The organism is Lujinxingia sediminis, assembly GCF_004005565.1.
Classification (GTDB): Bacteria; Myxococcota_A; Bradymonadia; order Bradymonadales; family Bradymonadaceae; genus Lujinxingia; species Lujinxingia sediminis.
In genome coordinates this window covers 22617-38310 of the sequence record NZ_SADD01000013.1, presented here as the reverse complement: position 1 = coordinate 38310, position 15694 = coordinate 22617, and the positions used below count along the sequence as shown (strand labels likewise).

The window sequence follows — 15694 nt, the reverse complement described above, 5'->3', positions numbered from 1 at the left end:
CCTTAGACGGCACCACACCTCAGTGGTGCCGTCTTTTTTTATCCCCACATCAGCGTGGTGCCCCAGGTCAGACCGCTGCCAAAGGCGGCCATGATCACGGGGTCGCCCGAAGCCATCCGCCCCTCGCGACGCGCCAGGTCCAGGGCCATCGGGATGCTGCCAGCGGTGGTGTTTCCCCACTGCTCGATGGTGTGCAGGACGCGATCCTCGGGGATGCCGGTGCGCTCGGCAACGAGCTCATTGATCCGACGGTTGGACTGGTGGGCCACCAGCACGGCGCGTTGCGGGTCGAGGCGGTGCCGGGCGATGAGCGCGCCGATCTCCTGGCTGAGCAGTTCTACGGCACGGCGAAAGACCTGACGGCCTTCCATCTGCGCGTAGTGGCGGCCGGCCTCAAGATCTTCGCTGGTGATACTGGGGTGGTGAGCGGCACCGGGGCGATCGCAGAAAAGCAATCGAGCCCCGCTGCCATCGGCGCCCAGGCGCACTGCCTCAAGCGCCCCGCCCTCTTGAACCCGGGTGTCAGCGGCCTCAACCACCACCGCGCCCGCTCCGTCGCCAAAGAGAATCGACACCGCGCGCCCCTGCGGACTCAAGTCGAGACCGGTGGAATGAACCTCGCTGCCCACGACGAGCACCCGGCGATACATGCCACTTCGAATCCAGGCGCCGGCCACCGAGAGCGCGTAGAGAAAGCCCGAACACTGATTGCGGACATCGAGCGCGGGAATGGGGGCGACGCCCAGGGCCTCCTGCAAAAGCACGCCGTTCCCCGGGAAGACCATGTCTGGCGAGAGGGTGGCAAAGACGATCGCGTCGAGCTCCGATGCGTTGAGCGCCGCGTTATCGAGGGCGGCGCGGGAGGCTTCGAGTGCCAGTGAGGTGTTGGACTGGCCGGGCTCAATAAAGTAGCGGGTGCGGATGCCCGTGCGCTGGACGATCCAGTCGTCGGAGGACTCCAGTACGGCGGCCAACTCGGCGTTGGTGATGCAGCGCGCGCCCAGGGCGCGGCCACTGCCACTGATCCGTGCGCCTGAAGGTTGCGTACTCATCGCGTCGATCATCGTTGAGAAGGTCAAGAGGCTTGCCCCGTGAGGCGCGCGGTGCAAGGTTCATCTGCGCGCGATCCGGCGAGTTGGACTCGCCGCGAGGTCGGGCATCACAGTGTGAGAATAACCGCGTTGACGACGGGCTTCCACCTCCCGTTGAAGGGATCGACGCAACGCTTTGGCCGGCCAGCCTCTCATCGAGCTGCCGGCACGACCGAGAGTTTCTATGAGCAACGAGCCCGTCAATCTTGTGTACCACGTGGCCGTGGAGCGCCCGCGCGAAGGGGTGATCGGCAGCGTGCTGGCCTTTGCCGGACGCCACCCGGTGATCGCCGGGTTGTCCTGCGGGGTCATGGTGGTGCTGATCGCCGCGCTGCGCGCATATCGCGGGGTCGCCAACGAGCCAGTAGCTGCGATGTGGCTCTCGCTCAGCGTGATCGCGACCTGGACGGTGCTCTTTGTCGTGATGCGCAACTTCTTTACGACGCAGTCCATGCGGGTGGTCAACGTAGCCCGCCGCATTCAATGGGATGATGAGGCGCTGATCTGGAGCGAGCAGGGCCACGAACGTCTGCGCCTGACTCGCCCCACCGCCCGGATTGTGACCACGGAGCTTCCCCCCCAGAGCGACGCCCGGCAGACGATTCCCTGGCCGGTGTGGCTGGTGTTACGCGACGCCGAGGATTCGGAGCGCCGTCTGGTCCTGCAGTCGAAGATCGATGCTTCGCAGCTTCGGGGGGCGCCGAAGGCCACCGCCGAGCTGCTCGCGCAGACCGATGAGACGTTGCCCACGCTGGTGATCTCCCCCCTTCTAGAGCGGGCCCGCGCACAGGCTGAGGCCTCCTGAGGCTTGTGTTACCCTTGAGGCGCTCTCAACCCTCAGCTCTTGGAGACATGCTCCAGCGCCTCTTCCAGCACCTCGAAGAGCCCGTCCCACTGCGCATCGGTGACCACAAAGGGCGGAGAAAGGGCGAGCACATGACCGTGCTGGCCGGAGGGAAGCACCAGGTAGCCGCGATCGCGGCAATAACCCATGATTTCTAGCCCCAGCGCGCCGTCGGGGGTGCGCGTGGTGGGATCTTTGATGAGCTCCAGGCCCAGCATCAGCCCGCGGCCGCGCACAAGCCCGATGCGCTCGGGAAAACGCTCCTGCAACGCTTCGAGGCGCGCGCGCACCTCCCTGCCCTTCTGCGCCACACGCCGGGGCCAGTCTTCGTCGAGGAGCACATCAAGGACGGCCTCAGCCATTGCGCAGCCCAGCGGGTTCCCCAGAAAGGTCGACGTGTGCACCGACTCGCCGGAGGAGTTTCCCCAGGAGTCCATGACCTCACGACGGCCGATCGCCGCCGAGAGAGGAAAGCCCCCGCCGAGCGCTTTGCCCACACACAGGATATCGGGAGTGACCCCCTCATGTTCGCACGCGAACATCGTGCCGGTGCGACCAAAACCGGTGTAGATCTCATCGAAGATGAGCACGAGCCCGAACTCCTCACAGACCTCCTTCAGCGCTCCCAGAAACCCCGGGGGGGGCTCGATCTCACCGCCGCGTCCCTGAATCGGCTCGATGAGCACCGCGCCGATCATCTCGGCGCCGCTGGCCGGGCCGCGGAGCATCGCGCGCAGATGTGCGATCGTCGCCTCGCTGATCGTCTGCGGATCGGTGCCGGGGGCCAGCCCGAAGGGCGGGCGGTAAGTGTCGGGGTAAGGAAGATGCGTCACCCAGGGGTTGAGCTGTGACATAAAGGGGCGGCGGAAGTTATCGCGATAGGCCGTGGCCCCGAGCGCCCCATAGCTCAAGCCGTGGTAGCCGCCCCAGAACGCGATGACGCCGGGGCGGCCGCTGTGCACCGCGGCCGTTTTGAGCGCGGCTTCCACCGCGCTGGCCCCGGAAAGCCCCAGAATGGCGTGGGTGAGCTCGGCCGGAGCGACCTCGGCGAGCCGACGCGTAAAGCGGATCTTGGCCTCACTGGGGTAGACATCGCCCATGGCATGGATGAGCTCTTCGGACTGGCGCCGGGCGGCCTCCACCACCCGCGGGTGAGTGTGACCGATGCCGGCGACAGCAAAGGCGCCGGTGAAGTCAACGTAGATATTACCGTCGACATCTTCGATGTTGGCACCCTTTGCGCGCTTCCAGACGATGGGATCCTGCCCCACACCGGTTTCGGCGGCGCGGCGAGCGCGGCGGGCGGTGATGGCCGGGCACTCCGAGCGCGCGAGCTCATCGACCATCGCGATCGACTGCGGCCCGGGGATGGCACTTACGATCTTCGGAAGACTCTCTCCGCTTAGCATTATTGGCCTCCCAGGTAGGCGATGGCGAGGAAGGGGACGAGTTGGGTACGCCCCATAAAACGGGTGAACATCAAGGAGGTCTGGGTGGCGAAGTCCCCAAAGATCCAGGTCGTTCCCACTCCCAAGGTCAACGGTCCGAGGATCTCCAGCCCCGCGCGTAGCTCGCCCTCGCTAAAACCACCGAGCTCGTCGGTGTAGGTGGGGCCCCGCTCAAAAAAGTCGTTGAGTTCCATGAAACTTCCGGACCCTGCGCCGGTGAAGACCTCCAGATTAAAGACCAGGTAGTCGGTGGCGTGGGTGTTGGTCCCCACGAAGAGCGAGCCCCAGTGCCCTCCGGAGGGAAACTCCCAGGTGTAGTCGGTGTTTTCGAAGTAGCACTCGCCACGACCGAAGTCGTAGCGCGTCTCGCAGGTGCTGGCATCGAAGGGACGGTAGCCGAAGGCCGCAACCACATTGAGCACGCCGCCCACGCTCAAGACGCTGCGATCGCTTAAGGGGACATCGGCCACAAGCTCCAGGCCCAGGCTCAGGTCCTGAGTTCCCGGATCAAAGCCGCTACGGCGGTAGCGCGCAGACGGCCCCCAGGTCAGCGCAGCACGCGCGGTGTTGAGGAGGTTAAAGCGCGCGCCCACTCCCAGATAATACTGGCTCATACCGGGCCAGGTGGAGCTTACGCGCAGTTCTGTGCCCTGACTCGGGCTGTAGCTGAGGCGGTGCTCGACAAACGCGACAGTACGGTACGACCAGTCCCCCTCGTTGAGGATTGTGGCCGTGGGCCACACGATGAGGCGACCGGCCAGCGGGTTGCTCTGAGCGCGGGCATCGACCGGACCGACGTGCTGCTTCAGCGGCTGAAAGTGCGCATCGGCCGGCACCGGTTGCTCGCCATAGCCCAGATCTTCGGGGTACGTCTTCAGACGCGGGGCTTCCTCAGCCTGCGCAGCGGCCTGCGCAGGTACCAGCGCGATCAGCACGAGGCTGACCAGCAGGAGCGACGTCAACGTGGGGTTAAGGCAAGGCCTGAAGGAGATCATCATCAGCAGGTCGGCGGTGGACCGGAACAAGCGGTCGGTTCGGAAGGGCTTGGGGAGGGGAGCCAGCTGGCCTATACTTGCGCCAATTGCCACTGGAGGCAACGCCCCGAACCCCGTGCGGAGTAGAAGCGATGTATCAGATCGTCATCATGGATAAAAATGCCGAGATTAGCGTCGAGCGGGCGCGCTCCAACCACACGCTGCGCGTGCCATGCAAAGGGGAACATGTGCTGGTGAAGTGGTCTGGCGAGACGCGCATCTGCGAGGTGGAGGATGTGTGGACGCACCTGAACCTCGATCAGGACTCGCCCTACCAGGGGGCGGTGCAGGTTCTCGTACGCTGGGCCCGGGGTATGGAGCCGGGGCTCTACGTGCAGAGCATGGCGCGACGCTGAAGGTGGCCGGGGAGCGATCCACGTGAAGTCCGCTCAGGGTTGCAAGGACTCAGACGCTCCAAAGGCATGGCGGTGGCGACGCAGAAGATCGCTGCGGAAATGGTCCACGAGCTCATCGGAGGCCACCTTTGCCCGCACCCTGATACGAAGGGGCTCTCCTGGCTCAGCCTGGGCTACCAGGAAGGCCTCCGGGCGATGGCGAGGCGCGATGTAAGGGATACGTGAAGCAAGCCTGCGTACGCGCTCCAGAGCGACGTCTACGGGGAGCGAGGTGTAGACGTGGAGGTCCAGCTCACAATGGGCCTCCCCGCCATGAGGCACATAGGTCAGGGGGTGATCGACCAGCTCGGTGTAGGGGATCTCGTGGCGCTCGCCACGGGCGTCACGCAGGCGCAGGGTGCGGGCTCCCAGGTGCTCAATGACACCCCGGTGGGGGCCGACCTCCAGGGTGTCGCCGACCTGGTGGCGAGCCTCCCCCAGGAGCACCAGGCCGGCAACGACGCTGCGCAGCAGAGGTGCGGCGGCAACGATGAGCGCAGCCAGGCCGGCCAACGCCAGGAGCAGGCCGGCGGTGATGCCCTGGCGGGCGATGCTGCCTAAGATCACGATCAGGGCCAGCGCCCAGACGCCCACCTGAGCCAGGGGCAGCCAGCGAAGAAGGCGTCGATCGGCCCCGGAGGTCGAGAGCCGACGCAGCCCCACGCTGACCAGGATCGCCGCCAGGACGACCAGCACCAGGGCAAACCAGGATGGCGAGGTCGCAGCGAGCTCGGCGGCAGGAAGTTCGGTGGGTTCCATCAGGGGCTCCTCAGATCAGGTTTTGGTGGCGAAGTGCCCGCGCGATCGCGGCGTCGGCGCCGGGGCGAAGAGCGAGCTCGTCGGCGGTATCGCCCGGCGCCTCCAGCAGGCCACGACGACGGAGTGCGGCGAGTTCCGCGCGGGTCTGCTCCAGGCTCAACCCGACGATGGCATGGGCCTGAAGAGGGCTGAGGCTTCCGTGCACCACCAGCGCAGCCAGGAGCAGGCGTTGCTCCAGGCTCAGACCATCGAGCACAGGATGGGGAGCGCCGCGAAGCGGCGCGACCAGGATGCGGGAGTCATCCGCGGGGTCGGGGTGCACCGCGCGCAGCCACCACAGCAGTGCGGCCCGCGGGTTATGACGACTGTGCGCTGCCAGAGCGTCAAAGAACTCCCGCTGCACCACCTCCGGGGCGGGCGCGCGAAGTTGCAGGCGTGCCAGGCGCTCAAGCCGACCGCGAGGCTGCGGCTCAAAGCTCAACCCGAATCCGCTGACCCGGTGGCGCGCCAGGATCATGGCTTCGAGCCAGGCTCCATCGCCATCGGGCACGCTCAACGTGGTGGTGACCACGCGTTTCAGGTTGAGGTGGGTGAGAGCAAAGTCGGCACCAGCCTCGTCCATGAGCAGGACCCAGAAGATCGACGGGGCGCTCTCAGCGACCAGCTCAAAGAAGCGCTCGGAAAGCGCCATGCCCTCCTCGGTGCGCAAAAGCACGCGATGCGCCTCCTCGATCACGACGATGCGGCGGGCCTCCTCGCGATGCTGCAGGTGGTGAACAAGCTCCTCAAAGCGCTTCGGGGCGTCACCTCGCCCGCCAAGAGCCTCGTAGAGCGCACGGGTCAGCGCGGACTCCTCGCGGGCGACCGGAGCGAGGCTCAGGATGCTCAAGCTGTCATCTCGAAGCCCGGGGATAACGCCAAAGACGCGGGCCGGAAAAAGATGGCGGGCCAGCGTGCGTTTACCGCTGCCGCGTGGACCGCGAATCAAGGCGACCTCTTCGGCACCGGCGGCCCAGCGACGCGCGCTCTCCAGAAGAGGCTCCTCGACCCCGCGCTCGCGATAGAAGTCCGGGATATCAAGGGGGTTGGGCACGAAGAGACGCCTGTAAACCGACGGCGCTCGCGAGAAGGCCACCGGCTCATCAGCGAGGATGGCGCGGCGTCGTGCGCTCTCATCGGCGGGCAGGGGCGCGGCGCCGAGCAGCGTGCGAAGCTCCTCACCCAGCTCCCGGGACCAGCGGCCGGCGCGGGCGCGGCCCGCTCGAAGATGACGCGCCACCGGCTCCAAAAGCTCCCCGGCCCAGGACTCGCCGCGCGCCACAAAGGACACGGCTCCCTGGCGGGCAAGCTCGCGCTGAAGCTCGCCCAGGCGTCGCTCCTCGATCGGCTCGAAGGCTCGGGCTATGAGGCGGTCCCACTCGGTGAGCAGCCAGGCGACGAGCTCTTCTTCGTCGCTGCTGACGCGCTCGCGCAGGCTGGACAGCGCGCGCAGCGCGCGCTCAATGCCCTGGGCACCCACACTTTCATCCGGGCTTCGTGCCGGGCCGGCACCGACCGCCGCGTCTTGAGCCCCCGGATCATACGCGCCCGACTCCCGGGCGCGTTCGCTTCGAGAGGTGAGCAAATGAAACTCCAGGAGCTGCTCAATGGCCGCCAGAAGAGCGTGGCGCTCCTCCTGGCGGGTGGCGGCGCGCTCGTTGAAGTCGACCACGCGCAGAGCGAGTTCCCGGCTGACCTGGGAGCTGACCCAGCGGCGCAGCGGCAACTCGTAATGCTGCGTGGTGGAGACGATGGCGCGCTGGGGATCGGCGCTGAGCACGGCGATGGTGGCAGGCAGCCGCTCGACGCGGGCCTCCACAAGTTCGAGAAGTTGGCGTGTGTAGCGGCCCTGACGCACTCGGGCCAGCCGGAGTTCCTGGGCTCGGCGCGCACGTAGAAGGAGCGGTCGGAGCTCGGAGGTGTAAATCAGCTCCCAGTCAGGCGCCCCGGTACGGGCGCGATCGTGGAGCTCTTCGAGCGCATGCTCCAGGTCCTCCAGAGGTTCGATGCTGGCCTCAAGCGCCTGGCGGGCGGCGCGATCGGCGGCGTGGCGCGTGCCCTGCGACCACTGCACAAACTCCGAGACCTGATGATCGAGGCGCAACCACCCGCGGTACCCCTCAATGACCTGCTGCTGACGGACCAGGCGATCTCCGAGTCGGCTCGAAGCGCGGCGCGCCGATGCAAAACGCGATGAGGGGCGGTAAGCGAACGCCGGGAGCTGACTTGTGCCCGCCAGCGCCACGCCCCGCACAAAGGCCTGGTAGCAGCGCTCCAGACTCTGGCCGTAGCCCTTCAGGCCAACCTCGGCGCTGCGCCGGGTGTCGCCAACACGTTCAGCGTGACGCTCGACAAATTCCACATGAAACGCGGCGATCTGCGCCTTGATGGAAGCCCCGGCCGTCGCATTCTCCTCCTTCTGCGCACCGCCCTCCCCTGCCCTATCGGGAGGGACATGTGGCGAGGCGGCCGCCAGCGACTCCAGAAAGCGATCCACGCCACGAAGATGCTGCCAGAGCCTGCGCCAGAGCTCTTCGTAGTGCGAGGCCACCGGCGGGGTGACTCGAAGCAGCTGCACCGGCAGGGAGAGTGCAAGGTGGTAGCGCCAGAGCCTGCCCACCGGCACGTTGCGATAGCCTTTACCCAGCACCCGACGACGCAGGCGGCGGCCCCACTTCAACGCTCTGAGCCAGGGGGCATCGTCGGCCTCGGGCTGCTCAAGCGACGGCTCGCGCTCAATGCGGTAGAGGGTCTGCTTGTCTTCCATGGCGCCGAGCGCGCTCAAAAACGCCTCCACCGATGCCGGCGTCAGCGGAGCCCCCTCAAGGCGGAGCAGGCCCTCGTAGACCGGCCCGATATGCGTCATGTAGACGCGCTGCAGCTGGCGCAGCGCCTGAAGATGATCGTCGTTGGCAGGGTCTCCTGCGCGCTGCGGCGCGCGCGCGTCCCACTCGCGCAGTCCCTCGACGAGATCGTCAACGACGGCTTCCAACTCGATGAGCGCGTCCATGATCCCATCTCGGCGCTCGCGGATGGGCTGCTGAAAGGTCTCTTCGGCCTGATCGATGAGCGCACAGCGAAGATCATCGATATGGCCGCGCAACCAGGCGTCTTCGAAGTGCGGAGCTTCAAGGCGCTGCCCGGGGTCGATAGGTTCGAAACGCTCAAACTCCTCCAGCCCCAGGACGCGCTCATCGCTGCGCTCATGCGAGGCGCGGCGGGCCTCACCGGAGCGCTCCAGGCCGCTCTTGAACACGATCGGTCCCAGGCTCAGATAGACAATCACCGTGGCCATCACCACGCTCTGAAACGCCGGACCCCACACCGGGAAGTTCACCGCGACGACCCCGGCCAACACCAACACGACGGCGTCCTGAGCGATGAACGCGCCCGGCAGGTACTGAAGGCTCTGGCGCGTGTCGACTGCCCGCGCGCAGGCTCGTCGGGTGGCGAGGTAGAGCGCGCCCAGACGCACGACAACCAACACCAGGCTCAGAGGCAGGTAGCCCGGTGCCGCCCGAAGATCGAGGCCGGCGGCCACCGTGGCGAAGTAGATCACAAAAACTGGCAGCGCCACCTGCTCCAGAGCCCGCACCAACTCGCGTCCTCGTGCCGTGGCGTTTTGCACAAAAAAGCCGGCGACCAGAAAGACCAACGTCGGCTCCGCGAGCACCCGCAGCGAAGCGAGGTAGGCGAGCACCCCGCCGCCCAGCACCATCAGGAGCAGATAGGAACGCACCCACCGGGCGTAGGCCGCGATCGCCACCCCCAGCCCCAGACCAAGGGCCAGCGAGAGCGCCAGTTCGGTGAGCAGCGCTGGCACCATCCCGGCCAGAGACCCGCCGGTGAGAGGCGCGGGGCCAAGCACCCAGGTAGCCCCGGCCATCAAGGCTGCAAAGAAGCCGAAGATCAAAAACTCGCCGGCGATCACCACACTCAATGCCGCACTGGCCAGCGGACCTCGAGCCCGCAGTTCCTGAATCAACGCTACGGTGATCGTGGGGCTCAACCCGAAGGCCAGCACGCCAAAAAAGAGGGCGATGGTGAGCTGCTCAACGATCGCTTCGGACGCGAAGATCGCCAGCTGCTGCGGGAAGAGCTGCGTGACCAACACCACCGCCATCACCGTGGCCGGAATCACAGCCAGCGCGATCGCCAGGGTGACGCGGGCCACAAGTCTGCCCTGCTCTCGAAGCTCGGCCAGACGCAACTTCGCGCCAGCCAACATGCCAATCAGAGCGACGACCAGCAGCTGCACCACCGCCAGGTCATCAATGAGACGCGATGAGATGATGGCAAAGGGATAAGCCTCGGGCATCACACTGGCAAAGCTCGGCCCCAGGACGACGCCGGTACCGATGTAGCCCAGAAGGGAAGGAAGCCCTACCCGGCGAAACGCTTCGCCGGCAGCAAAGGCCAGGAGCACCATCAGCCCTACGGCGACGAGCTCGGCGCCAAAGAGGGCATCGGCCACCGCCGGCATGGTCAGGTGGGTCAGGGTCACCAGCGCGATGACGATGAAAAGGGTCAGAAACTCCCGCATCAGCGCTCCTCCTGCCAGCTGCCCCAGGGCGAGTGGGTGCGGCGCTCGGCGTCGACCTCGGAGATGTCGATGAGCCAGCCCCGCAAGAGCACCCAGGCCAGCAGATCGGCCAGAAAGAGCGCGAGGATCAACGCCGAAACCATCGGGGCGGCATGGGGCTCGGACTGCAACGCGTGGACCAGGTCAATGACGATGGCCGCGCCCAATGCGCCGGGAGCCCAGAGCGCGCGGTGGGTGCCCGGCTCCAGGCGAAGCCCCCGCAACCTGGGACGGTAGGCCGCAACCCCCAACACCCGGCCCGCATAACGCGCAAGCACAAAGAGCAGCGCGGCGCCCCATAGGATCGCGGCGCTTCCGCCGGCCCACATGGTCCCGGCGAAGAAGAGGGCGAGCACGTAGAGGGGGGCGCTGAGCGCATCGAACACCTTTGCCAGGCGGATGGACTCCGAGCTCATGGATGCCATGATGAGGCCGGCCACCGCATTGACCGCGACCACCGAGAGGTTGGCCTCCCAGGCCACCGCGCTGAGGGTGACCCCGACGCCGAGCACGATCGTGAGCATGCGATCATCGTCGGGACGGCCCTGCAAAAGCGCGCCGGCCAGCCCCCCTGCCAGCGCTCCCAGGCCCAGGTGAAGGCCCAGGCCCGCCAGGGGTGAAAGGCTCTCGACAACTCCCGGGATGGCGGCATGACGCCAGGAAAAAAACGCCAGCACTCCGAGCAGAGCTGCCAGCGCACACCCCCGGCTCACCCGGGCGGCGCGCCTCGCCGCCGCGGTGCTCACGCCCAGGGTTGCGCTAAGGCGCTGGAGTTGATCATCGTCAGCACAGAGCGCCAGCACGCCCAGAGCAGCCAACGCCGGCCACCAGCCCTCCCATACCTCGCCGGGGCCTCCCCAATGAAGCAGGGCCAGCGGAAGCGCCACCATAACCAGCGCGCCGACCACCGAGATGATCACGCCCGGCTTGAGGTCCACCGCGCCGATCTCGCGTAGCTCTGCCGGGCTCAAGCGCAACCCGGCCGCCAGCGCGATGGCTCCCACGGTAAGCGCCATCATCGGTTCCAGCACCGGGCCTAACGCGACGCTGAGCGGCCCCCCTGCGGGCACCACGAGCACACCAAGCGCCACGTAATGGGCTCCGGTTACAACTCCGGTACGTCGTCCCAGCACTCCTGGTGAGAGGTAGGCAAAGAGCGTCGCGCAGGCCACAAGCCCCAGGCCCACCAGCACCTGAAGCGTGGACCCCCGGGCCAGCAGCATGGCCTGGCCGGCGTCGGCGGCGTGCGCCGCCCTGACCCACATCAGCATCCCGAACGCACTCACCACGGCGGCCGGGCGTATCCATCGCTTCGACATAGCATCCTTTAGAGGCGGGCTCGGTGCCGCAGAGCCATACGATCCACGCCAGCCCCCTTCATCATCGTCGCCGGGTGGGCCTGCGGAACTAAAAGACTCGCCAGTGCAGCTTATCTTCCTGATCGCCAGAATCTCCCGGCGATGACCTTCGTGACCCCGTCGTGGCGGCTACGTTCAACCTCCTATGCCTGTCTGTTGCCCGGAGGCCTCGCGCCCGGACGCCGGGAGCAACGATGACCCGGGATGCCCCTTAAGGATGCGTTTATGGAAGCGCTGCTCCACCACTTTGAGACCCCTTTTACCGACCCGGTCCTGATCTTTGCGGTGGTCATGCTGATGTTGCTGGTGGCGCCGCTGGCCGTACGCAAGATGCGTCTTCCCGAGATCATCGGGCTCTTGCTCGCCGGGGTGATCGCCGGGCCCAACGCCCTGGGGCTTTTAGAGCGCGACGCGACCTTCCAGCTGCTGGGCACGGTGGGGCTTCTCTACATTATGTTCACCGCCGGGCTGGAGATCGATCTTAATCGCTTCGCGAAGTATCGAAACCACAGCCTGGTCTTCGGGGTGTTGACTTTCATCGTACCGCAGACCATCGGGACGCTGGCCGGGATGTACATTCTGGGGCTGGACTTCATGGTGGCGATCTTGCTGGCGAGCATGTTCGCCTCGCACACGCTTCTGGCCTACCCGGTGACAAGCCGGCTGGGGGTGAGCAAATCCAATGCGGTCACCGCCACGGTGGGAGGCACTGTGATCACCGACACCGCCGCGCTTTTGGTGCTGGCGGTGGTGATGGGCTCAACCCGCGGCTCGCTGGATATGAACTTCTGGCTGACTCTGGTGATCGGGCTGAGCATCTACGTGGCGCTGGTCTTCTGGAGCATTCCGCGGGTGGGGCGCTGGTTCTTACGCAAGGTGGGGAGCGAGGGGGTGGTCGAGTACGTCTTTGTGCTGGCGGTCGTCTTTCTGGCCGCATTTATGGCCGAGCTTGCCGGGGTGGAGGCGATCATCGGTGCGTTTATGGCCGGACTTGCGCTCAACCGCCTCATCCCCGAATCCAGCACGCTGATGAACCGCATTGAGTTTGTGGGAAACGCCCTCTTCATTCCCTTCTTTTTGATCTCGGTGGGGATGCTGGTGGACGTGCGGGTGCTCTTCAGCGGGGCCGCCGCGCTGATTGTGGCGGCCACGATGGTCGCCGCCGCTCTCTTCTCCAAATGGCTCGCAGCGCTGCTCACCCAGAAGGTGCTCGGCTACAGCCGCGATGAGCAGATGGTGATCTTCGGGCTCTCCGCCGCCCAGGCCGCGGCCACACTTGCGGTGGTGCTGGTGGCCTTCGATGTGGGGCTCTTTGATGAGACGGTGCTCAACGGCACGATCGTGATGATCGCGGTGACCTGCTTTGTCTCCCCGATCGTTACCGAACGTTTCGGGCGCAGGATGGCGCTGGCTCAGGAGGCGCAAGGCGGCAGCACTGAGGATGAGGCGCCGCAACGCTTTCTGGTGCCTCTGGCCAACGCCGCCCACGCTCGGGCCCTTCTCGACTTTACCTTTCTGGTGCGCGAGCACGGCTCGGAGGAGCCGGTCTTCCCGCTCTCGGTGGTGCCCGAGGAGGGGGACACCGCCCAGGCGGTGGCCAGCGCCGAACGCATGCTCTCGGCGGCGGTGGTCCACGGTGCGTCGGCAGAGGTGCCGGTGGTGCCGGTGACGCGCATGGCCCATAACCTGGCCTCGGGGATGGCGCGGGCGGTGCTGGAGCGACGCGTCTCCGACCTGGTCGTGGGCTGGAGCGGCCCGGCACCGCCCTCTCCCTCGGCCCGGCGTGCGAACTTCGGTGTGATCACCGACCAACTTCTTCAGCAGACCGAACAGCAGGTCTTCATCAACCACCTCACCCAGCCGATCAACACCGTCCGGCGGGTCATTGTGGTATTTCCTCCGCTGATCGAATACCACCCCGGCTACACCCGTGCGCTGCGCGACGTTAAGCGGTTGACCAACGCGATGGGCGCGCTCCTGACCGGGCTCTGTCTCAAAGATGAGATCCGCCGGATTCGGGGCCGCTTTGATACCATCAAACCCGAGATCGCCTCGTCCTTTGTAGGCTTTAACACCATGGAAGATCTGGTGGTGACGCTACAGCGACGGGTCGAAGAGCATGATTTGCTGATCTTCTTAAGCGCGCGTCAGGGCACGCTTCCCTGGTCCCCGGAGCTCGACGCCCTGCCCACTCGCCTTCAGGCGCTTGCGGCCTATTCGATGAGCTTTCTCTTTCTCTCGGACATCGACGAAGCAAAACTTCCCGCTGCCGATGAGGAGCAGGGATTGGCCGAGGCGTTCAAACCGCGACGCGTCCGCGTGGCGATGGAGGAGACGGACGAGCGAGAGGCCCTGTACACCCTGCTATCGAGCTACTTCGAGGAGGACGCCTCCCAGACCCATCTTCAGGAGGTGGTCGAGGCGCTGCTTCGCGATGATCCGGGCTTCTCGCGGGAGCTTGTCGACGGGGTGACGCTGGTGAACGCCCGCAGCGAATATGTGCACCACCCGCTGGTCTTTGCAGCGACACGCCCCGAGGGCTTCCAGACCGAGGCCAGGACCGAATCACCGGTTTTTTTGATGCTCGTGGCGCTCAGCCCCCTGGAGAGCCCCCTGCAGGAGCATCTGGAGCTCTTCTCCGAGCTGGGAGCGCTGGCGACCCGGGTGCTTGATGCCCGATCTCTGGCACAGCTGGAGACCCCCACCGAACTTGTGGAAGAGTTGAAGCGACTGGCCCGCGACACTCAGGCGCTCTTTCCCGATGCCCGCGACGAGGCGCTGGATATGAGCCTGACGCGCACCGACCTCCCCGGGTAACCCGCCACGCTCTACGCATCGCCTGCCGCTCTGGCGGGGGGGGATTTGCCTCTCAGTACTCAATGCGCTCCCGGGAACGCCGCGCCCCTTGTAAAACCCGACACGCTCTCAAGCATCGCGCTGAGTTCGGGCACCTCTCAAAAACGCCCTCGCAGCGCGATCGAGCCCGGCCCGACGCCCAGGGCCAGCTCGGGCGCATCGTCGCCGCGCGCCGAGGAGACCACAAGCCAGCCCACACCCAGCGCACTGGCCCCTACCCCCACCCCCAGCAGCACCCACTGCGCCATTTCATAGCTTTCGCCGCGCCCCACAAGTTCCTCGTAGCGCGAGGGCGTCATGGTGCCGGCGGCGTTCTCAGTGGCGATGTCATCTTCGATCCCACGCATCAAAACCGCCATCGCCGCCGCGCCCCCCAGAGCCACAACGCCCACACCCAGCGAGGAGTACGCCCCCAGGCGAGAGCGCTTACGAGGAGCGATCGGCGGAGCCAGACTCGCCACACCGCGCTCCGAGCGCGCCTCCTCCTGGTGGGGTGGTTCATCGCGCTGCGAGAGGACCAGGGTCGATGACGCTCCCGGCGTCTGCTCCTCCGGCACGATCTGCGGCGAGGGCGCGCTCACCTCGATGACCACCGGCTCGCCCACGCCCAGCACAACCTCTTCGAGATACGGCCGTGCGCCGGACCGCTCCACTTCCACCTGGTAGCGCCCCTCGGGCAGCCCCTGACGGGTGACCTGACCATGGCCCACCACCACCCCGTCGATTCGGATCGCGTCGCCGGAATGCGGCGCGCTCACCTCCAGCCAGGTCGTCATGCGAGTGGCGAGTTCGCCGAAAATACTCTCGACTTCCCGTCGAAACTCCAGCACCGGATCGCTCCCCTGGAGCTCGCGCTGAATCTCAGTGGCCGGAGCGTCACGGAGCCGATCAAAAAGAACCACACTCACCACCAGCACATCATCGCGGCGGCGAACATCGCCCGAGATAAGCACCTGCGCGTTGTTAAGCTCCGCCATCTGCTCCAGGCAAGCGCGCTCGGCCGAATCACACCCCAGAACCACGGCGGTCTCCTCACGCTGCAGCGGGGTGGCGTTTACCACGCGAAACGACCCCACCTGCAACGCTTGATTGCGGAGCACCGCGCTGAGGTTGCTCAAAAGAAGGGGTTCCACCCCGGCGCCTTCAAGCTCGAAGACCACCGCGTCAACCACCTCGTCAGGCTGCGCAGCAGCCTGCCCCATGCCCACCATCATCGCCATCAGGAGCGCGAACGCCCCGAGCGCACCACATCGCATTGAGTCACTCCCCTGCCGCATCCCGCACGGCC

The 15694-nt window shown here is 66.3% G+C and carries 10 protein-coding genes; 3 read left to right on the top strand and 7 right to left on the bottom strand.

Annotation, left to right across the window (positions count from 1 at the left end; translation table 11 throughout):
- Window positions 1–38 precede the first annotated feature (38 nt).
- Complete coding sequence (locus EA187_RS16765) at window positions 39–1052, bottom strand: 3-oxoacyl-ACP synthase III family protein (protein WP_164856351.1); 1014 nt, start codon at window positions 1050–1052, stop codon at window positions 39–41.
- A gap of 223 nt (window positions 1053–1275) precedes the next feature.
- Between EA187_RS16765 and EA187_RS16760 the strand changes: the two genes are divergently transcribed.
- Entirely contained in the window at window positions 1276–1896 is a 621-nt protein-coding gene (locus EA187_RS16760; RefSeq protein ID WP_115604755.1) for a hypothetical protein, read from the top strand.
- 32 nt (window positions 1897–1928) lie between these two features.
- Here EA187_RS16760 and EA187_RS16755 read toward each other — a convergent pair whose 3' ends face one another.
- Entirely contained in the window at window positions 1929–3344 is a 1416-nt protein-coding gene (locus EA187_RS16755; protein WP_115604757.1) for an aspartate aminotransferase family protein, read from the bottom strand.
- Window positions 3344–4381, bottom strand: coding sequence for a hypothetical protein (locus EA187_RS16750; RefSeq protein WP_115604759.1), 1038 nt, complete (start codon window positions 4379–4381; stop codon window positions 3344–3346). Before EA187_RS16750 ends, EA187_RS16755 begins: the two co-directional genes overlap by 1 nt.
- Window positions 4382–4509: 128 nt before the next feature.
- Between EA187_RS16750 and EA187_RS16745 the strand changes: the two genes are divergently transcribed.
- Entirely contained in the window at window positions 4510–4773 is a 264-nt protein-coding gene (locus tag EA187_RS16745; RefSeq protein WP_127781012.1) for a hypothetical protein, read from the top strand.
- Between the two features lie 33 nt (window positions 4774–4806).
- Here EA187_RS16745 and EA187_RS16740 read toward each other — a convergent pair whose 3' ends face one another.
- The 3 genes from EA187_RS16740 to EA187_RS16730 are packed head-to-tail and all read right to left on the bottom strand — an operon-like array spanning window position 4807 to window position 11511.
- A complete protein-coding gene (locus EA187_RS16740; protein ID WP_127781011.1) occupies window positions 4807–5571 on the bottom strand; it encodes a mechanosensitive ion channel domain-containing protein in 765 nt (254 codons plus the stop codon).
- Window positions 5572–5581: 10 nt separating this feature from the next.
- Window positions 5582–10153, bottom strand: coding sequence for a hypothetical protein (locus EA187_RS16735; RefSeq protein WP_127781010.1), 4572 nt, complete (start codon window positions 10151–10153; stop codon window positions 5582–5584).
- Window positions 10153–11511 carry a hypothetical protein gene (locus EA187_RS16730; protein WP_127781009.1) on the bottom strand — a complete coding sequence of 453 codons (1359 nt, stop codon included), beginning with the start codon at window positions 11509–11511 and terminating at the stop codon, window positions 10153–10155. Before EA187_RS16730 ends, EA187_RS16735 begins: the two co-directional genes overlap by 1 nt.
- Before the next feature lie 243 nt (window positions 11512–11754).
- Between EA187_RS16730 and EA187_RS16725 the strand changes: the two genes are divergently transcribed.
- Window positions 11755–14367 carry a cation:proton antiporter gene (locus EA187_RS16725; protein WP_127781008.1) on the top strand — a complete coding sequence of 871 codons (2613 nt, stop codon included), beginning with the start codon at window positions 11755–11757 and terminating at the stop codon, window positions 14365–14367.
- A 137-nt stretch (window positions 14368–14504) separates the two neighbouring features.
- Here EA187_RS16725 and EA187_RS16720 read toward each other — a convergent pair whose 3' ends face one another.
- On the bottom strand, window positions 14505–15662 hold the full coding sequence (locus tag EA187_RS16720; RefSeq protein WP_164856350.1) for a PEGA domain-containing protein: 1158 nt from the start codon (window positions 15660–15662) through the stop codon (window positions 14505–14507).
- Between the last annotated feature and the right edge of the window lie 32 nt (window positions 15663–15694).